Below are 15,365 nucleotides of genomic sequence, written 5' to 3'. Positions count from 1 at the left end.
GGGGCGCAGCCCCCGCGGGCCTCCCCCTCCCCCGCCATTCTCGAAGCCCACCGCGCCGCCGCCGGCCTGTCGCTGACCGACGATGCCGCAGTGGCGGAGCGCGCCGGGCTGGCCGTGGCGCTGGTTCCGTCCAAGGAGGACAATTTCAAGGTGACCACCCCCGACGACCTGAGCCGCGCCACCCGCGCGATCATGAGCAGCCTGTGGGACGTGCGGACCGGCAGCGGGTTCGATGTCCACCGCTTCACCGACGGCGATTTCGTGACGCTCTGCGGCCTGCGGGTGCCGCACAGCCATGGGCTGGAAGGCCATTCGGATGCGGATGTCGGATTGCATGCCCTGACAGACGCCATCCTCGGGGCGATGGCTGCCGGCGACATCGGCAGCCACTTTCCGCCGACCGATCCGCGCTGGCGCGGTGCCGACAGCGCCAAGTTCCTGCGCCATGCCGCCGATCTGGTGGCGGAGCGCGGCGGCGTCATCGCCCATGCCGACGTGACCGTCATCTGCGAGCGGCCGAAGGTGGGACCCCACCGCGCCGCCATGGCGGAACGTATTGCCCAGATTCTGGGCATCGAGGTCGGACGGGTCAGCGTCAAGGCGACGACCACCGAGCAGTTGGGCTTCACCGGACGGCGCGAGGGCATTGCGGCCCAGGCTGTGGCGACCGTCCGACTTCCGGGCTAACATCCTGCCCGACGACACGAACCGGGAGAGGCCGTCATGTTTCCCGAGATCATCCGCGACCTCGCCGCGCAGACTCTCGCCGAATACGGCCTCGCCGGCTTTATGCTGGCGACCGCCGAATCCTGCACCGGCGGCCTGATCGCCGGTGCCCTGACCGACATTGCCGGCTCGTCCAAGGTGGTCGACCGCGGCTTCGTCACCTACACCAACATCGCCAAGACCGAAGTGCTGGCCGTCCCCGCCAGCCTGCTGCATGCCCATGGCGCCGTCAGTCCCGAGGTGGCGGTCGCCATGGCGGTCGGCGCGCTGGCGAAATCGCGCGCCGACGTGACGGTGGCGGTGACGGGAATCGCCGGCCCCGGCGGGGCCACGGAAACCAAGCCGGTGGGCCGGGTCTATGTCGCGACGGCCGTGCGCGGCGGAGCCGCCAAGGCCAAGGAATACACCTTCCCCGGCGACCGCGACGCCGTGAGGATGGCGACGGTCCAGGCGGCGCTGGAGCGGCTTCGGCTCGCCCGGCCGACCGGAAGCCTGCGCTGAAGACTCGCCGACAAACTCTTCACAATGAGGGAAAAAGACCCGATGCCGACCATCAACATCCAGCTGTTCGAAGGACGCACCGTCGAACAGAAGCGCGACTATGCCAAGGCGTTGACCGAGGCGACCGTGAAGGTCCTCGGCTGCTCGCCGTCCGCGGTGGACATTATCTTTCAGGATGTGAAGAAGAGCGATTGGGCGAGCGGCGGGGAGCTGTGGTCGGACAAGAGCTGACCGACCACCCGTCTCAATCGTCCGCGGCCGGCGTCAGGCCGGCTGCGTCGCCCGGCCCGGCCCGTAAAGCTGGGCCGCGCGCGTTTCAAAGGCTTGGACCATGCGGCGGACAGCCTCGTTGAACAGCAGCCCCATGATCTTCTGCAGCATCTTCGAGCGGAACTCGAAATCGACGAAGAAGTCGACGCAGCAGCCACCGGGATGCTCGTTGAAGATCCAGTGATTGTTCAGATACTGGAACGGCCCGTCGGTGTAATGAACGTTGATCCGGCAGTCGGGCTCGTGCAGCTCCACCCGCGAGGTGAAGCGTTCGCGGACCATCTTGAAGCCGATGATCAGGTCCGCGAACATCACGTTGTCTTCGCGCTTGCGGATGCGGGCCGCCAGGCACCAGGGCAGAAACTCCGGATACTTCTCCACATCGGCGACCAGGTCGTACATCTGCTGGGGCGTGTAGGGAAGAACCTTCTTCTCCGCGTGCGTCGGCATGCCCGTATCGTGTCCTTTCTTATTGAGCCGCCTGGATCAGGCGGCCGCGACCCCCAGCTTGCGCAGCCGGGCTTCGCGCAGCTTCTCGAAATCCGCACCCGCATGATAGGACGAGCGCGTCAGCGGCGACGAGGCCACCAGCAGGAAGCCCTTGCCGCGGCCAACAGTGGAATAACCGTCGAACTCCTCAGGAGTCACGAAGCGATCCACTGCCGCATGCTTGGGCGTGGGCTGGAGATACTGCCCAATCGTCAGAAAGTCCACATCGGCGGAGCGAAGATCGTCCATCACCTGCCCGATCTCCTCCTTCGTCTCGCCTAGGCCTACCATCAGGCCGGACTTGGTGAAGATCGTCGGATCCAGCTCCTTCACCCGCGCCAGCAGCTGCAGCGAGGCGAAGTAGCGCGCGCCGGGACGGATCGTAGGGTATAGGCGCGGCGCGGTTTCCAGATTGTGGTTGAACACGTCCGGCTTGGCCTCCACCACCACCTCGACCGCGCCCTTTTTCTTCTGGAAGTCGGGGGTCAGGATTTCGATGGTGGTCGTCGGCGACGCCGCACGGATGGCGCGGATGGTGCGGGCGAAATGCTCCGCACCGCCGTCGGCCAGATCGTCGCGGTCGACCGAGGTGATGACGACGTGGGACAGCTTCAGCTGACCGACGGCCTCCGCGACTTTCTCCGGCTCATGCGGGTCGAGCAGATCCGGACGCCCGGTCTCGACATTGCAGAACGCGCAGCCGCGCGTGCAGATGGAGCCCAGGATCATGAAGGTGGCGTGCTTCTGCTTCCAGCACTCCCCGATGTTCGGGCAGGCGGCCTCTTCGCACACGGTGTTCAGCTTCAGACCGCGCATCAGCTGGCGGGTCTCGTTGTATTCCTGGCTCATCGGCGCCTTGACCCGGATCCAGGCCGGTTTGCGCTGGATGGGGTTGTCGGGCTTGTGGGCCTTTTCGGGGTGGCGCAGCTTCTCGGTCTGGTCGACGAGGGTCATGGTCTAAAGCTCCCGATGGCCGACGCGATGCCCGGCCCCGACAATAGGTGCGATGAGGATGTCAAACCCGCCATTCCGGCGGAAACAGTTCGGCCGGATAGGCCGGATCGAGCGCTTGGTCAAGCGTGAAAGGCGGCTGGAGTGGAAAATGGCCGTGAGGGGTATCCGCCTCGGCGGCCGCCATCAGGAGGGTGTCCGAGTAAACCTCGGCGAAGGCGTCGGCAACACACAACCGAAGACTGGGACTGTCCCTGAACTCCCGGACAAGCTTCCTGCGCTGCAGCCGGACGGCCAAGCTCCAATCGCGTTCGCACCGCTCCCGCAAGTCGGGACAGAACATCCACCTCAGCAGATTGAGCAGCAGAACGCTAAGAAGATCCTCGACCTCGGATCTCTGGCTGCGGCCCATGCTCTCGATCTCCTCGGCGACGTTCTCCCAGTCGACCGGGGCATTGTTCCGCTCGGCGCCGGCACGGCGAAGCTCCTGCGCCTGGGCTTGGCTCCAGGCATAGAAATCCTCGTCATACGCGGCGCTGCTGCGGTCCATGGCCCCATCCGGCTGGGAAGAACGTCACCTCGGAAACATCAGTTAAAAGTGGATCGCCCGGCCATAGGCATCAAGGACCGACTCATGCATCATTTCCGACAAGGTCGGGTGCGGGAACACCGTGTGCATCAGCTCGGCCTCGGTCAGCTCCGACGACTTGGCGATGCCGTAGCCCTGGATCAGCTCGGTCACTTCCGCACCGATCATGTGGGCACCCAGCATCTCGCCGGTCTTGGCGTCGAAGATGGTCTTGATCAGGCCTTCCGGCTCGCCGAGCGCGATGGCCTTGCCGTTGCCGACGAACGGGAAGCGGCCGACCTTGATCTCGTAGCCGGCTTCCTTCGCCTTCTTCTCCGTCAGGCCGACCGACGCGATCTGCGGGTGCGAATAGGTGCAGCCCGGGATGTTGCGGACGTTCAGCGCATGCGGATGCTTGCCGGCGATGTGCTCGGCGACGATCACGCCTTCATGGCTGGCCTTGTGGGCGAGCCAGGGCGCGCCGGTCACGTCGCCGATAGCGTACACGCCCGGCTCGTCGGTCTCGCACATGCCGTTGGTCTGGATGTGGCCGCGGTCGGTCTTGACCTTGGTGTTCTCCAGGCCGAGGCCTTCGGTGTTCGGGCTGATGCCGACGGCGACGATGACGCGGTCGACCGTGATGTCCTCGGTCTTGCCGCCGGCTTCGACGGCCACGGTCACGCTGTCGGCGGCCTTGCGCAGGTTGCCGGCCTTGCCGCCGGTGATGATGCGCATGCCCTGCTTCTCAAAGGCCTTCCGGGCCATTCCGGAGATTTCCTCATCCTCCACCGGAAGGATGCGGTCCATCACTTCGACAACGGTGACCTTGGCGCCGAGCGCGTTGTAGAAGCTGGCGAACTCGATGCCGATGGCGCCGGAGCCGATGACCAGCAGCGACTTCGGCATGCTGTCCGGGGTCATCGCCTTGCGGTAGGTCCAGACCAGCTTGCCGTCATCCTCCAGGCCCGGCAGCGTGCGGGCGCGCGCACCGGTGGCGATGATGATGTGCTTGGCGCCGAAGGTGCCGACCGGGGCTTCGCCCTTGGAAACCGCCACCTGCCCCTTGCCGAGCAGCTTGGCCGAGCCTTCGATCACCGCGACCTTGTTCTTCTTCAGCAGGTGCTTGACGCCGCCGTTCAGCTGCCCGGCGACCTTGCGCGAGCGGGCGACGACCTTGTCGAGGTCGAAGGACGGGTTCTGGATGACCAGACCATAATCGGACGCGTGCTTGGCGAGATGCAGCACCTCGGCCGAGCGCAGCAGCGCCTTGGTCGGGATGCAGCCCCAGTTCAGGCAGATGCCGCCCAGGTTTTCACGCTCGATGACCGCGGTGTGCAGGCCCAGCTGCGCGGCGCGGATCGCCGCCACGTAACCGCCCGGTCCGCCGCCGATGACGATGACGTCGTAATTGATGTCGGCCAAGGGTGTTCTCCCCATTCAGGAGCGAGGCGCATCCTCGCGGCCGGCGGCAAAGATGCCTTCCTCGACCCGGCACGCCTCGTCGATGATCGTCTGGTACAGGGTGGCCATGAAGTCCGGATCCAGGCCGTAGGCCTTGCCTGCCTCGGCCGCCCGCCGTTTGACCGCTTCGACGCGGTCGGGCAGGACGGCCGGCAGGTTCTCCGCCATCTTCACCGCTGCGACGCGGTGGACGACGGACAGGCGCTTGCCCAGCAACGCGACGATCTCGTCGTCGATGGCGTCGATCTCGGCGCGGAGCGGGGCAAGGCTTTTCGACATGGAACCGGTCCTCCAGCCGTCAGAGCAGCATCGAGAGCGGATCCTCGAGCAGCTTCTTCACCGCTCCAAGGAATTCCGCACCGACGGCGCCATCGGCCACGCGGTGATCGAAGGTGCCGGTCAGGCTCATCACCGTGGCGATGGCCAGAGCGCCGTCCTTCACCACCGGGCGCTGCTCGCTGGCGCCGACCGCCAGGATGCAGGCCTGCGGCGGGTTGATGATCGCCTGGAACTGCTTGATCCCCATCATGCCCAGGTTGGAGATGGAGATGGTGCCGCCCTGATACTCTTCCGGCTTCAGCGCGTTGTCGCGCGCCTTCTTGGCCAGCGACTTCATCTCGTTGGAGATGTCGGCCAGCCCCTTGGTCTCCGCCTTCTTGACGATCGGGGTGATCAGCCCGGTCGGGGTGGCGACGGCGACCGAGATGTCGGCGTGGCTGTACTGCAGCATCGCCTCGTCGGTCCAGGCGGCGTTCAGCGCCGGGACCTTCTTCAGCGCCAGAGCCACGGCGCGGATGATGAAGTCGTTCACCGACAGCTTGTAGGCGTCGGACCGGCCGTTCAGCTCGGCACGGACCTTCATCAGCGCGTCGATCTCGACATCCACCGTCAGGAAGTAGTCGGGAACCGTGCGCTTCACCTCGCCCAGACGCTTGGCGATGGTCTTGCGCATGCCGCTGTTCGGCACGGCGGTGTAGGCCATGCCGAGCTTGTCGGCGAGCGCCTTGGCATCCACGCCTTCGGCCTTCGCCGGGGCCGGAGCCGCTGCGGGAGCCGGAGCGGCGGCAGCCGGAGCCGAAGCAGGGGCCGGGGCGGCAGCGGCCTTGGCCGGGCCGGCGGCCTTGGCGGCCTCGACGTCGGCCTTGACGATGCGGCCGTGCGGGCCGGTGCCCTTGACGGTCTTCAGGTCGACGCCGGCCTGCTCGGCGATACGGCGGGCCAGCGGGCTGGCGAACACGCGCTCGCCACCTGCCGCCGGAGCGGCAGCAGGAGCGGCCGGAGCAGCGGCGGCAACCGGAGCGGCCGCGGGCGCCGGCGCAGCGGCCGGAGCGGCAGCTGCCGGGGCCGGAGCGGAACCGGCGGACGCCAGCGCGCTCTCGTCCTCGCCCTCTTCCAGCAGGATGGCGATGGGGGTGTTCACCGCCACGCCCTGGCTGCCGGCCGGGATCAGTATCTTGCCGATGCGGCCTTCATCGACCGCTTCGACTTCCATGGTGGCCTTGTCGGTCTCGATCTCGGCGAGCACGTCGCCGGACTTCACCGTGTCGCCTTCCTTCTTCAGCCACTTGGCGAGGTTGCCCTCGGTCATCGTGGGCGAGAGGGCAGGCATCAGAATCTGAACGGTCATCCTATCAGCCCTCCTCTCAGCGGTAGCAGGCTTGCTTGGCGGCCTTGACGATGTGATCGACCTGCGGCAGCGCCAGCTTTTCCAGGTTGGCGGCGTAGGGCATCGGCACGTCCAGGCCGGCCACGCGGGCCACCGGCGCATCGAGATAATCGAACGCCTGCTCCATCATCAGAGCGCACATTTCCGAACCGATGCCGGCGAAGGGCCAGCCCTCCTCGACGGAGACGAGGCGGTTGGTCTTCTTGACGCTGTTGACGATGGTCTCGGTGTCCAGCGGACGGATCGTGCGCAGGTTGATGACCTCCGCGTCGATGCCTTCCTTGGCCAGGATCTCCGCGGCGGCCAGGGCATGGCCGACCATGATCGAGAAGGCGGTGATCGTCACGTCCTTGCCGGCGCGCTCGATCTTGGCCTTGCCGATCGGCAGCACGAACTCCTCGTCCTCCGGAACCTCGAAGCTCTGGCCGTAGAGAATCTCGTTCTCGAGGAAGACGATCGGGTTGGCGTCACGGATCGCCGCCTTCAGCAGGCCCTTCGCGTCGGCCGCCGACCAGGGCGACACGACCTTCAGGCCCGGGCAGTGCGCGTACCACGAGGCGTAGCACTGCGAGTGCTGGGCGCCGACGCGGGCAGCGGCGCCGTTGGGGCCGCGGAACACGATCGAGTTGCTCATCTGACCGCCCGACATGTACAGCGTCTTGGCGGCCGAGTTGATGATGTGGTCGATCGCCTGCATGGCGAAATTGAAGGTCATAAACTCGACGACCGGCTTCAGGCCCTTGAAGGCGGCGCCGACGCCAAGACCGGCGAAACCGATCTCGGTGATAGGCGTGTCGATGACGCGACGCTCGCCGAACTCCTGCAGCAGGCCCTGGGTCACCTTGTAGGCGCCCTGGTACTGCGCGACCTCCTCACCCATGACGAACACCTTGTCGTCACGGCGCATTTCCTCGGCCATCGCGTCGCGCAGCGCTTCGCGGACCGTCTTCTTGACGGTCTTGGCCATGAATTTGTCCTCGTCCGACGCGGGCGCCGCGACCGGAGCCGCCGGCACGGTGGGTGCCGGAGCCGGAGCGGCTTCCGCCACCGGGGCAGGAGCGGGGGCGGCCGGAGCGGCGGCAGTCGGGGCGTTGCCGCCCTTGCTCAGCGCGCTCTCGTCCTCGCCCTCTTCCAGCAGGACGGCGATGGGGGTGTTCACGGCGACGTTGTCGGTGCCCTCGGCGATCAGAATCTTGCCGACGCGGCCTTCATCGACCGCCTCGACCTCCATGGTCGCCTTGTCGGTTTCGATCTCGGCGAGGACATCGCCGGACTTCACCTGGTCACCTTCCTTCTTCAGCCATTTCGCCAGTTTGCCCTCGGTCATCGTGGGCGACAGGGCCGGCATCAGCACTTCTATCGGCATTCCTCAACCTCCGGCGGCGCGGGGAGTCCGGTTTCCCGTCCCACAAGGCGCCGCTCCCGCTTATCGTTGACGTCAGGATCAGACGAGAATGTCGGTCCACAGCTCCGACGGATCGGGCTCCGGGCTCTGCTGGGCGAATTCGGCCGATTCGGTGACGATCGCCTTCACCTCGCGGTCGATCTCCTTCAGCTTGTCCTCGTCGGCGTGGTTGCCGGACAGGATCTTCGCCTTCAGCTGATCGATGGGATCGGATTCCGACCGCATCTTCTCGACTTCTTCCTTCGTCCGGTACTTGGCCGGGTCGGACATCGAGTGGCCGCGGTAGCGGTAGGTCTTCATCTCGAGGATGACGGGGCCGTTGCCGCCGCGGATGTGCGGCACCCACTGGTCCGCCGCGGCCTTGACCTCCAGCACGTCCATGCCGTTGACCTGATAGCCGGGGATGCCGTAGGCGGCGCCGCGCTGGTGCAGCTCGCCGGCAGAGGCGCGCTCCTGCGAGGTGCCCATGGCGTACTTGTTGTTCTCGATGATGAAGAGCACCGGCAGCTTCCACAGCGCTGCCATGTTGAAGCTCTCGTAGACCTGGCCCTGGTTGATGGCGCCGTCGCCGCAATACACGGCGGCCACGCCGCCGTCGTTGCTGTACTTGTGCGCGAAGGCCAGGCCGGTGCCGAGCGGGACCTGCCCGCCGACGATGCCATGGCCGCCGAAGAAGTTCTTCTCCTGGCTGAACATGTGCATCGAGCCGCCCTTGCCCTTGGAGTAGCCTCCAATGCGGCCGGTCAGCTCGGCCATCACGCCCTTGGCTTCCATGCCGCAGGCCAGCATGTGGCCATGGTCGCGGTAGCTGGTGATGACGCTGTCGCCATCCTTCAGGGCGGCCTGCACGCCGACCACGACGGCTTCCTGGCCGATGTAGAGGTGGCAGAAGCCGCCGATCAGACCCATGCCGTACAACTGGCCCGCCTTTTCTTCAAAGCGGCGGATCAGCAGCATCTCGCGATAATAATGAAGAAGCTCTTCGGAAGAGACGGCTTGAGCGGGCGCGGTGTCGGTCAGCGCCTTGGTGGAACGGCGTCGGGACGCGGCCATGATTCCTCCCCAGGGTTCAAGCGGCAAAGGTCATTGACAAAACCTTTTGCCGCCGCGCGTTGCGGGCATACGAGAGCCCGCACCGGAAGCGAATATGGCGCGCACAGTACACGAGCTTCGGGAGGCGCGCAAACGTCTGTTTTTGCAGCGCTATTTCAGATTAACCGCGAAACGGTTAATCGGCTGATATGCCCTTACTTCTGCTGGCCGGACCCTTCCTGTTCCGCCAGCTTCGGCAGCTTTACGATGACGTCGCGCGCGTTCGCGAAGTTCAGCATCAGGCGCGCCCGCTCCTCCAGCATGTCGCGGTCGAGGCCGTCGCCGCGCAGCAGCTGCGCACGGCGTTCCATGTCCTCCCGCTCGGTGCGGAGCTGGTTGAGGACCCCTTCGGCCTGGGCGATCTCCCCCTGGATCTGCTTCATCGCCACCAGCCCGCGGTCGCCATGGACCGCGTAGTAGGCGAAGTAGGCGACCACGCAGGCGCACAGCGCCGGCATGATTGCTTGGCGGATCGCGCTTTTGGCGGCGCGGGCGAGCGTGTCGGTGAGATCGGCGATCATCGTCATGGTGGCATGATGGAATCACAGCGACTTTCCACCGGTCAAACGAAAAAGATGGAAAAACCAAGTCGCAAAAGGTTCGTGTTCTTTGCGCAACCCAATAATGGGCATCCGTGGCGCCCAGGCCACAAGTCGCGAAGATGTTCCCGTAAAGTTCTCATCAGTCACCGTAAGCATCCGGTGACCGGAACCTGTTCATCGGAACAGGCACCCACCCGGCATAGCACCAAGGTCCATGGAATGAAACCGGCGGTGGCGTGTTTGGACGAATACGACGTCACCGGGGCCGTACCGAGTCCGCTTCGTACTCGCACAGCAGGTCCCGTCGATGGCGCCGCCCACTGGCTGAGGAGCAACACTCATGCGCAGCAAGTTTCTGATCGTGGCCCTGCCCGCCCTGCTTCTGGGTCTGGCCGCCTGCGACGACCACAATGCCCAGAATTCCAACGCGTCAAACCAGACCAGCCCTACCACCAGCAGCGGGTCGAGCAGCGGTTCCACCACCGTCCCGCCGCCTTCGACCGGCGTGCCGGTGCAGGGCGGCACCTCCGGCAACTCGATGAACGAGACCACCGGTGCCACCCAAACCGTGCCGGGCGGATCGACCGCCGGCGGGTCGGCCGGCGGCGGCGCCAGCACCGGCGGATCCGCCACCCCCTCGGGCGGGCAGTAAAATCGGCGGCCACTAAAAACAGCGGATTTGCGGTCCCTCTCCCGTTCGCGGGTGAGGGGCCGTCCGCTTATACGTCCACCACCCGCCCTTGCCGGTCCGACACGGCACCGCCGCTGTCAGGCTCGAAGGCGACGCCCTTGACCAGCGCCACCACTTCGCGGCCCGGCATCAGTCCCAACTCGCGCACCGCCGCACGGGTGATGCGCGCGATCAGGAAAGAACCGCCCACAGCCAGCCGCACGTCGGCGGAGGAGGGGCCGGCTTCCGCCAACTCGATCACCGTCGCGGCTAGCGCATTGCGCAGACTGACGCCGGCCAGCGGCTGCAATGCGACGATCACGTCGCGGGCATTAATGTGCAGCCGCACTGGGGATCCGGGCGGGCGGTCGATCTGCGGCACGGTCAGCCGTCTGCCGTCGAAGGCCAGCACCGACAGACCGTCTTCCGGAACATGGGCCTCGACCGTCAGGTGCAGCACGGCACCGGCATGCTGCGCGCCGGTCACCGCCGACAGGTCCAGCCGGCCCATCACCGTTCCGACCGGTCCGGACGCACGCACCCTGCCCTCCCCGATCAGCACCATGGTGGTGGCGAGCCGCACCACCTCGTCCAGCGCGTGGCTGACCATGACGATCGGAATGTTCATCTCGTCGCGCAGCCGCTCGATGTAGGGCATGATCTCCGCCTTGCGGGCGGCGTCGAGCGAGGCCATCGGCTCGTCCATCAGCAAAAGGCGCGGCTGCGCCAGCAGGGCGCGGCCGAAGGCGACGCGCTGCCGCTCGCCGCCGGACAGGCCGCGCGGCCGGCGGTCCAGCAGATGGCCGAGCCCCAGCAACTCCACCACCGGGCCGAAGGCGATGCGCCGCTCCGCTACCGGCACACGTCGCAGGCCGTATTCAAGATTGCTGCGGACGGTCATGTGCGGAAACAGCCGGGAATCCTGGAAGACGTAGCCGATGCGCCGCTTCTCCACCGGCACGTCGATGCGCCGGGCGCTGTCGAAGAACACGGTGTCGCCGACGCGGATATGCCCCTCGTCCGGCCGGGTCAGCCCGGCAATCGCATTGATGACAGAGGTCTTGCCCGACCCCGAGCGGCCGAACAGCGCCGTCACGCCGCGTTCCTCGGCGGCAAAGGCGACGTCGAGCGTGAAGACGCCCAGCCTCTGGCGGATTTGCAGGTCGAGCATGATCAGACCTGCCCGATCAGGCGGCGAACCCGGTTCGCCAGGAATTCAGACAGCATCAGCGCCAGCAAAGCCACGGTGAAGGAGATCGCCGCCAGCCTTGCGGCCACCGCATCGCCGCCGGGTTCCTGCGTCGCGGCGTAGATCGCCAGCGGCAGGGTCTGCGTCTTGCCGGGGATGTTGGACACGAAGGTGATCACCGCTCCGAACTCGCCCATCGCCGCGGCGAAGGCCACGATGGCGCCGGACAGCAGTCCGGGCGCCATCAGCGGCAGCAGAATGGTGAAGAAACGGTCGACCGGCCCGGCGCCAAGCGTGCGCGCCGCCGCCTCCAGCCCACCGTCGATCGCCTCCACCGACAGGCGGATCGCCCGCACCATCAGGGGGAAGGACGTCACCGCCACCGCCAGCGAGGCGCCTTCGGCGGTGAAGATCAGCTTGATCCCGAAGGTGTGGTACAGCCAGCCGCCGACCACTCCCTTCGTCCCCATCGTCACCAGCAGGATATAGCCGGTGACAACCGGCGGCAGGACCAGCGGCAGATGGACAAGCCCGTCGAACAGCGTCTTGCCCGGAAAGGAATAACGGCCGAGCACCCAGGCGGCGAGCACGGCGAGCGGCAATCCCAACGCGATGGCGACGCCCGCGACACGCAGGCTCAGCAGCAACGCGGTGGTCTCCATCGGCGTCAGGATTTCCATGCCGCTGAGCTTACGGTGCTTTGGGTGCCGGGACGAAGCCGAATTCCGTCCAGACCGCCATGCCGTCCGGCGACTTCATGTAGTCGAGGAAGGACGCGGCAGCTGCATTCTTCGAGGACGCAACCAGCGCCGCCGGATAGGTGATCGGCGGATAGCTGTCGGGCGGAAAGGCTGCCGCGACCTCCACCCCCGGATCGACGGCGGCATCGGTGCGATAGACGATGCCGACCGGCACCTCGCCGCGGCTGACCAGAACCAGGGCCGCGCGCACGCTGTCGGCCCGCGCCAGCTTCGGTTCGACCGCCGCCCACTGGCCCAGCTTCTCCAGCGCGGCCTTGGCGTACTTCCCGACCGGAACGTTCGACGGGTCGCCGGTGGCGAGCCGCCCGTCGCCCAGTTGCTCCGCCAGCTTGCCGCCCTTGGACAGGTCGGGCTTCAGAGTCGATCCCTTGGGCACCACAACCACCAGCTCGTTGCCGAGCAGATTCACCCGGCTGTCGGTCTTGATCAGGCTGCGCTGCTGGAGATAGTCCATCCAGTCGAGATCGGCCGAGATGAAGATGTCCGCCGGAGCGCCGTTCTCGATCTGCTTGGCCAGTGCCGACGAAGCGGCGAAGGAGGAGGTCACGGTGGCCCCGGTCTTCGCCTTGAACTGCGAGGCCAGCTTTTCCACCGCATTCTTGGTGGAGGCCGCCGCCAGCACCAGCACATCCTGCGCCATCGCCGCCGGTGCCGCGAGCGTCAGCCCGACACCGAGAATGACCGCCGACATCGCCGACCTGAATCGGCCGCGCCCCAGAGCCCCATGCAACCCAACCATCGCCACCTCCTGCCGGATTAGACATTTCATCTATATTCCAACGGATACAGCGCTTCGCATTTGCGGTAAAGTGCAAACGGCTTGGCCGACGCTGGATCCGGATCTCAAGCGCCGAACCTGGGCACGCATATCGGGCGTTCACATCATGTCATGACTTGCCTTGCTACGCCGTGATAGGAAGTTCGGCTGATCGGACCCGGTCCAAGCCACCTCCCGCACCAGGAAAGCCCCATGCGCGCCGTCAAGATTTCCCCCTCGATTCTCTCCGCCGATTTCGCCCGGCTGGGCGAGGAGGTCCGCGCGGTCGATGCCGCCGGCGCCGACTACATCCATATCGACGTGATGGACGGCCATTTCGTGCCGAACCTGACTATCGGGCCGGGCGTGGTGAAGGCGCTGCGTCCCCACACCGCCAAGGTCTTCGACGTCCATCTGATGATCTCGCCGGTGGATCTCTTCGTTCCGGACTTCGCCAAGGCCGGTGCCGACATCATCACCGTCCATCCGGAGGCCAGTCCGCACCTGCACCGCACCATCCAGTTGATCAAGTCACTGGGCAAGAAGGCCGGCGTGTCGCTGAACCCGGCCACGCCGGTGGACGCCATCCAGCATGTGCTGGAGGACGTTGACCTCGTCCTGGTGATGACGGTCAATCCCGGCTTCGGCGGCCAGAGCTTCATCAAGAGCCAGCTTCCGAAGATCCGTGATCTGCGCGCCCGCATCGACGCGCTCGGCAAGCAGATCGACCTCGAGGTGGACGGCGGCATCAACCCGGAAACCGCGCGTCTGGCCATCGAGGCCGGCGCCGACGTGCTGGTGGCCGGCACCGCCACCTTCACCGGTGGGCCGGAGCAGTACGCCGCCAACATCAGCGCGCTGCGCTGACCCGGCCCGAATGACTGCGGCCCCGAAAGCACCCCCGATCAGGGAGCGCTTTCGGGACTGTTTTCGTTCGGAGAGGCGGCCGGGAGGATACGGCGTAGGGCCGGCAGGTTCTGCCCTACCGAAAGAATACCAGTCCAAAAGATCCACCGGCGGCGAGAACCAAATCCCTCTTTGCCCGTTATTGGGCATGGGAAGACGGTCCCGCAACGGAAGGGAAATCACCATGGGCATTCTCTGGACGATCATCATCGGCTTTCTCGCCGGCATCGTCGCCAAGTTCCTGATGCCGGGTCGCGATCCGGGCGGCTTCATCATCACCACCCTGCTGGGCATCGCCGGCGCCTTCGTCGCCACCTATCTGGGTGCTGCCGTCGGTTGGTACCGGCCGGGTGAAGGTGCTGGCTTCATCGGCGCCATCGTCGGCGCGATCATCATCCTGGCCATCTACCGCATGATCGCCGGCCGCCGCACGACGGTGTAAGGACGGTTCAGAGAAATGCCGGCCTGCCTGCAGGCCGGACATGAAAAAGGGACCGCGGGACGACCGGCGGTCCCTTTTTCATTGCGTGATCGGCATCAGGCCAACGCCACCGGCTGCGGCATGAAGATGGCGCGGGAGATGGCGGCCTGGATGCCGGCATTGGTGAAGGGCTTGCGCACGATCTGCCCCAGATGTCGGGCATCGCGGGCCAGGATGTCATCGTCGAACGCAGTGACGAAGATGGTGCGCAGGTCGCGCACGCGTTTCAGCCGCCGGGCGATCTCGATCCCGCTGCCGCCATCGGCCAGCCGGACGTCCAGCAGGGCCAATGTCGGCTTTTCGGCATCCAGCAGGGCCAGCGCCTCCGGCTCGTTGCCGGCGGTGCCACAGACGACATGGCCCATTTCCGCGACCAGCGCCCCCAGTTCCATCGCCAGCAGGGCATTGTCCTCGACCACCATGACCCGCTGCACCATGGTGCTGCGCACCCGCGCTCGGGCCGATTTCAGCCGCGCAATCGCCTCCCCCGTCCGCAATTGCAGGACCTTCGCCGCCTGCGGCAGGGACAGCCCCTCCAGTGCGGTGAGCAGATACAGGCGACGGTCGGGCTCCGGCAGTTCGGCCAGGGCACGTTCGATGGGATGGGGAGAGGGCAATGGGCGGCCGGGCGGCCCGAACTCCTCAGGAGAGCGGTCGAACAGCAGGTTCAGCAGGGCGTACATCGACAGGCGGGCGCCGTCGCCGCCGCGGTCCAGCCCGAAACGGGTGGGTGCCATCACCGCAGCCTCGACACAGCGGGTTACCAGCGCGTCGCCACGGTCTGTGGCGCCGGTCAATGCGCGCGCATAGCGGCGCAGCACCGGAACCACCTCGAACAGTTCGCATTCGTAAACGAGCATACCCGTGACTCCGCTCCCCGGTGGGAGTTGCCGCTCTGGAATCGCGCCGGCCCTGTCCAATCGGGCCACA

The 15,365-nt window shown here is 66.3% G+C and carries 19 protein-coding genes; 6 read left to right on the top strand and 13 right to left on the bottom strand.

Features of this window, described 5'->3' with window-relative positions:
* The 3 genes from ispF to TSH64_RS08345 form a co-directional block, all read left to right on the top strand.
* Window positions 1–687: 2-C-methyl-D-erythritol 2,4-cyclodiphosphate synthase (ispF, locus tag TSH64_RS08355; RefSeq protein ID WP_109452410.1), on the top strand; the 687-nt coding region annotated here is incomplete at its 5' end.
* A 36-nt stretch (window positions 688–723) separates the two neighbouring features.
* A complete protein-coding gene (locus tag TSH64_RS08350) occupies window positions 724–1,227 on the top strand; it encodes a CinA family protein (protein WP_109049900.1) in 504 nt (167 codons plus the stop codon).
* 24 nt (window positions 1,228–1,251) lie between these two features.
* A complete protein-coding gene (locus tag TSH64_RS08345) occupies window positions 1,252–1,458 on the top strand; it encodes a 4-oxalocrotonate tautomerase (RefSeq protein ID WP_282188100.1) in 207 nt (68 codons plus the stop codon).
* A 33-nt stretch (window positions 1,459–1,491) separates the two neighbouring features.
* On the opposite strand, the gene TSH64_RS08340 is transcribed toward TSH64_RS08345, so the two are convergent.
* The 9 genes from TSH64_RS08340 to TSH64_RS08300 all read right to left on the bottom strand — a co-directional run bounded on the left by TSH64_RS08340 (window position 1,492) and on the right by TSH64_RS08300 (window position 9,656).
* Window positions 1,492–1,947, bottom strand: a complete 456-nt coding sequence (locus TSH64_RS08340) for a type II toxin-antitoxin system RatA family toxin (RefSeq protein WP_109096349.1) — start codon at window positions 1,945–1,947, stop codon at window positions 1,492–1,494.
* A gap of 36 nt (window positions 1,948–1,983) precedes the next feature.
* Window positions 1,984–2,940 (bottom strand): lipoyl synthase, encoded by a 957-nt coding sequence (gene lipA, locus TSH64_RS08335; protein ID WP_109096348.1) that lies wholly within the window; start codon window positions 2,938–2,940, stop codon window positions 1,984–1,986.
* A gap of 61 nt (window positions 2,941–3,001) precedes the next feature.
* Complete coding sequence (locus TSH64_RS08330) at window positions 3,002–3,487, bottom strand: DUF29 domain-containing protein (protein ID WP_109096347.1); 486 nt, start codon at window positions 3,485–3,487, stop codon at window positions 3,002–3,004.
* A 42-nt stretch (window positions 3,488–3,529) separates the two neighbouring features.
* On the bottom strand, window positions 3,530–4,927 hold the full coding sequence (gene lpdA, locus TSH64_RS08325) for a dihydrolipoyl dehydrogenase (RefSeq protein ID WP_109096346.1): 1,398 nt from the start codon (window positions 4,925–4,927) through the stop codon (window positions 3,530–3,532).
* Between the two features lie 15 nt (window positions 4,928–4,942).
* On the bottom strand, window positions 4,943–5,245 hold the full coding sequence (locus tag TSH64_RS08320; protein WP_012974131.1) for a chorismate mutase: 303 nt from the start codon (window positions 5,243–5,245) through the stop codon (window positions 4,943–4,945).
* Window positions 5,246–5,264: 19 nt separating this feature from the next.
* Window positions 5,265–6,593: a pyruvate dehydrogenase complex dihydrolipoamide acetyltransferase gene (locus tag TSH64_RS08315; protein ID WP_109096345.1), complete on the bottom strand. Its 1,329-nt coding sequence runs from the start codon at window positions 6,591–6,593 to the stop codon at window positions 5,265–5,267.
* Window positions 6,594–6,609: 16 nt separating this feature from the next.
* Window positions 6,610–7,998 carry a pyruvate dehydrogenase complex E1 component subunit beta gene (locus tag TSH64_RS08310; protein ID WP_109096344.1) on the bottom strand — a complete coding sequence of 463 codons (1,389 nt, stop codon included), beginning with the start codon at window positions 7,996–7,998 and terminating at the stop codon, window positions 6,610–6,612.
* A 78-nt stretch (window positions 7,999–8,076) separates the two neighbouring features.
* Window positions 8,077–9,090 carry a pyruvate dehydrogenase (acetyl-transferring) E1 component subunit alpha gene (gene pdhA / locus TSH64_RS08305; RefSeq protein WP_193548464.1) on the bottom strand — a complete coding sequence of 338 codons (1,014 nt, stop codon included), beginning with the start codon at window positions 9,088–9,090 and terminating at the stop codon, window positions 8,077–8,079.
* Between the two features lie 194 nt (window positions 9,091–9,284).
* Window positions 9,285–9,656, bottom strand: coding sequence for a septum formation initiator family protein (locus TSH64_RS08300; RefSeq protein ID WP_199237508.1), 372 nt, complete (start codon window positions 9,654–9,656; stop codon window positions 9,285–9,287).
* A gap of 355 nt (window positions 9,657–10,011) precedes the next feature.
* On the opposite strand from TSH64_RS08300, the gene TSH64_RS08295 reads away from it, so the two are divergent.
* The gene (locus TSH64_RS08295) at window positions 10,012–10,323 is read left to right on the top strand and encodes a hypothetical protein (protein ID WP_109096343.1); all 312 of its coding nucleotides are present in this window, start codon (window positions 10,012–10,014) and stop codon (window positions 10,321–10,323) included.
* A 67-nt stretch (window positions 10,324–10,390) separates the two neighbouring features.
* Here TSH64_RS08295 and modC read toward each other — a convergent pair whose 3' ends face one another.
* The 3 genes from modC to modA are packed head-to-tail and all read right to left on the bottom strand — an operon-like array spanning window position 10,391 to window position 12,982.
* Entirely contained in the window at window positions 10,391–11,512 is a 1,122-nt protein-coding gene (gene modC, locus TSH64_RS08290; protein ID WP_109096342.1) for a molybdenum ABC transporter ATP-binding protein, read from the bottom strand.
* Window positions 11,513–11,514: 2 nt separating this feature from the next.
* Window positions 11,515–12,210 (bottom strand): molybdate ABC transporter permease subunit, encoded by a 696-nt coding sequence (gene modB, locus TSH64_RS08285; protein WP_109096341.1) that lies wholly within the window; start codon window positions 12,208–12,210, stop codon window positions 11,515–11,517.
* A gap of 10 nt (window positions 12,211–12,220) precedes the next feature.
* The gene (gene modA, locus TSH64_RS08280; RefSeq protein WP_247872818.1) at window positions 12,221–12,982 is read right to left on the bottom strand and encodes a molybdate ABC transporter substrate-binding protein; all 762 of its coding nucleotides are present in this window, start codon (window positions 12,980–12,982) and stop codon (window positions 12,221–12,223) included.
* 279 nt (window positions 12,983–13,261) lie between these two features.
* Here modA and rpe point away from each other — a divergent pair, with 279 nt between their 5' ends.
* Both rpe and TSH64_RS08270 read left to right on the top strand, forming a co-directional pair.
* The gene (rpe, locus tag TSH64_RS08275; RefSeq protein WP_109096339.1) at window positions 13,262–13,915 is read left to right on the top strand and encodes a ribulose-phosphate 3-epimerase; all 654 of its coding nucleotides are present in this window, start codon (window positions 13,262–13,264) and stop codon (window positions 13,913–13,915) included.
* Window positions 13,916–14,138: 223 nt separating this feature from the next.
* The gene (locus TSH64_RS08270) at window positions 14,139–14,396 is read left to right on the top strand and encodes a GlsB/YeaQ/YmgE family stress response membrane protein (RefSeq protein WP_085089454.1); all 258 of its coding nucleotides are present in this window, start codon (window positions 14,139–14,141) and stop codon (window positions 14,394–14,396) included.
* A gap of 95 nt (window positions 14,397–14,491) precedes the next feature.
* Here TSH64_RS08270 and TSH64_RS08265 read toward each other — a convergent pair whose 3' ends face one another.
* A complete protein-coding gene (locus TSH64_RS08265) occupies window positions 14,492–15,295 on the bottom strand; it encodes a response regulator (protein ID WP_109096338.1) in 804 nt (267 codons plus the stop codon).
* Window positions 15,296–15,365: the final 70 nt, after the last annotated feature.

It is taken from the genome of Azospirillum sp. TSH64 (genome assembly GCF_003116035.1).
Classification (GTDB): domain Bacteria; phylum Pseudomonadota; class Alphaproteobacteria; order Azospirillales; family Azospirillaceae; genus Azospirillum.
Note: the sequence above shows the minus strand (reverse complement) of the source record. Positions and strands in the feature narration are given on the sequence as shown.

What these genes read in the sequence shown, in the direction of transcription:
- TSH64_RS08350 (WP_109049900.1), top strand. Translation starts at nt 724, where the DNA reads ATGTTTCCCGAGATCATCCGCGACCTCGCCGCGCAGACTCTCGCCGAA.
- TSH64_RS08345 (WP_282188100.1), top strand. Translation starts at nt 1,252, where the DNA reads ATGAGGGAAAAAGACCCGATGCCGACCATCAACATCCAGCTGTTCGAA.
- TSH64_RS08340 (WP_109096349.1), bottom strand. Translation starts at nt 1,947, where the DNA reads ATGCCGACGCACGCGGAGAAGAAGGTTCTTCCCTACACGCCCCAGCAG.
- lipA (WP_109096348.1), bottom strand. Translation starts at nt 2,940, where the DNA reads ATGACCCTCGTCGACCAGACCGAGAAGCTGCGCCACCCCGAAAAGGCC.
- TSH64_RS08330 (WP_109096347.1), bottom strand. Translation starts at nt 3,487, where the DNA reads ATGGACCGCAGCAGCGCCGCGTATGACGAGGATTTCTATGCCTGGAGC.
- TSH64_RS08320 (WP_012974131.1), bottom strand. Translation starts at nt 5,245, where the DNA reads ATGTCGAAAAGCCTTGCCCCGCTCCGCGCCGAGATCGACGCCATCGAC.
- TSH64_RS08315 (WP_109096345.1), bottom strand. Translation starts at nt 6,593, where the DNA reads ATGACCGTTCAGATTCTGATGCCTGCCCTCTCGCCCACGATGACCGAG.
- TSH64_RS08310 (WP_109096344.1), bottom strand. Translation starts at nt 7,998, where the DNA reads ATGCCGATAGAAGTGCTGATGCCGGCCCTGTCGCCCACGATGACCGAG.
- pdhA (WP_193548464.1), bottom strand. Translation starts at nt 9,090, where the DNA reads ATGGCCGCGTCCCGACGCCGTTCCACCAAGGCGCTGACCGACACCGCG.
- TSH64_RS08300 (WP_199237508.1), bottom strand. Translation starts at nt 9,656, where the DNA reads ATGACGATGATCGCCGATCTCACCGACACGCTCGCCCGCGCCGCCAAA.
- TSH64_RS08295 (WP_109096343.1), top strand. Translation starts at nt 10,012, where the DNA reads ATGCGCAGCAAGTTTCTGATCGTGGCCCTGCCCGCCCTGCTTCTGGGT.
- modC (WP_109096342.1), bottom strand. Translation starts at nt 11,512, where the DNA reads ATGCTCGACCTGCAAATCCGCCAGAGGCTGGGCGTCTTCACGCTCGAC.
- modB (WP_109096341.1), bottom strand. Translation starts at nt 12,210, where the DNA reads ATGGAAATCCTGACGCCGATGGAGACCACCGCGTTGCTGCTGAGCCTG.
- modA (WP_247872818.1), bottom strand. Translation starts at nt 12,982, where the DNA reads ATGTCGGCGGTCATTCTCGGTGTCGGGCTGACGCTCGCGGCACCGGCG.
- rpe (WP_109096339.1), top strand. Translation starts at nt 13,262, where the DNA reads ATGCGCGCCGTCAAGATTTCCCCCTCGATTCTCTCCGCCGATTTCGCC.
- TSH64_RS08270 (WP_085089454.1), top strand. Translation starts at nt 14,139, where the DNA reads ATGGGCATTCTCTGGACGATCATCATCGGCTTTCTCGCCGGCATCGTC.
- TSH64_RS08265 (WP_109096338.1), bottom strand. Translation starts at nt 15,295, where the DNA reads ATGCTCGTTTACGAATGCGAACTGTTCGAGGTGGTTCCGGTGCTGCGC.